At 48.6% G+C, this 591-nt stretch carries 1 pseudogene; it reads right to left on the bottom strand.

The window, feature by feature from the left end:
* Positions 1-254 precede the first annotated feature (254 nt).
* Positions 255-591: pseudogene (locus AB5N96_RS13505) on the bottom strand (IS91 family transposase); the annotation flags it as partial.

Genomic DNA, 591 nt, shown 5'->3' with positions numbered 1-591 from the left:
AAGAAAATCCGGCCAAAAACCCTGGCCGGACCTTTTTGAACTATTTCACATCTGATATTTGATAGTGGGCTCCGGATATACCTTTGTACGATTCAGGATACATCCCCGCTCCACATTGGTCGCACTCAAACATCGGCGGGACGCTCTGGTCCCCGTCTTGGTCCATCCGATCCATGTCACGTACGACGTCATAAGGTATCAGTTCCGTCGTCTCACAGAGTAGGCAGATGTACTTCACCTTGGCTGGTCTCGCCTTAGGCGAACTGGCCTTTTTCTTTTTCTTTCGAGTCTTGCTGACTGGTGAGATAGTCGATCACCCTCTCTAAGTATTTCTTTGTATTATTGCATACGGCCACGCGAATCGTCAGCACACCATCATCTAGACAGACCTCTCCCTTGAACACGAGATGGTTCTCGCATTTTGGGCACACCAATGGATCTGGCTGGTTGTTCATCAAGAACTTTTCACGCCAGTTGCGCTTGCGGAGCTTTGCCCCTGCTTTTACGAACCATTTCTTGACCTCTTTCTGCCATTTCGTAAGCAGTGCTTTCACCTTTGCCTTTCTGTTTCTTGCATACATCCCGTAATGG

The sequence above is a fragment of the Chryseomicrobium imtechense genome (genome assembly GCF_041475995.1).
GTDB classification, from domain to species: Bacteria; Bacillota; Bacilli; order Bacillales_A; family Planococcaceae; genus Chryseomicrobium; species Chryseomicrobium aureum.
Note: the sequence above shows the minus strand (reverse complement) of the source record. Positions and strands in the feature narration are given on the sequence as shown.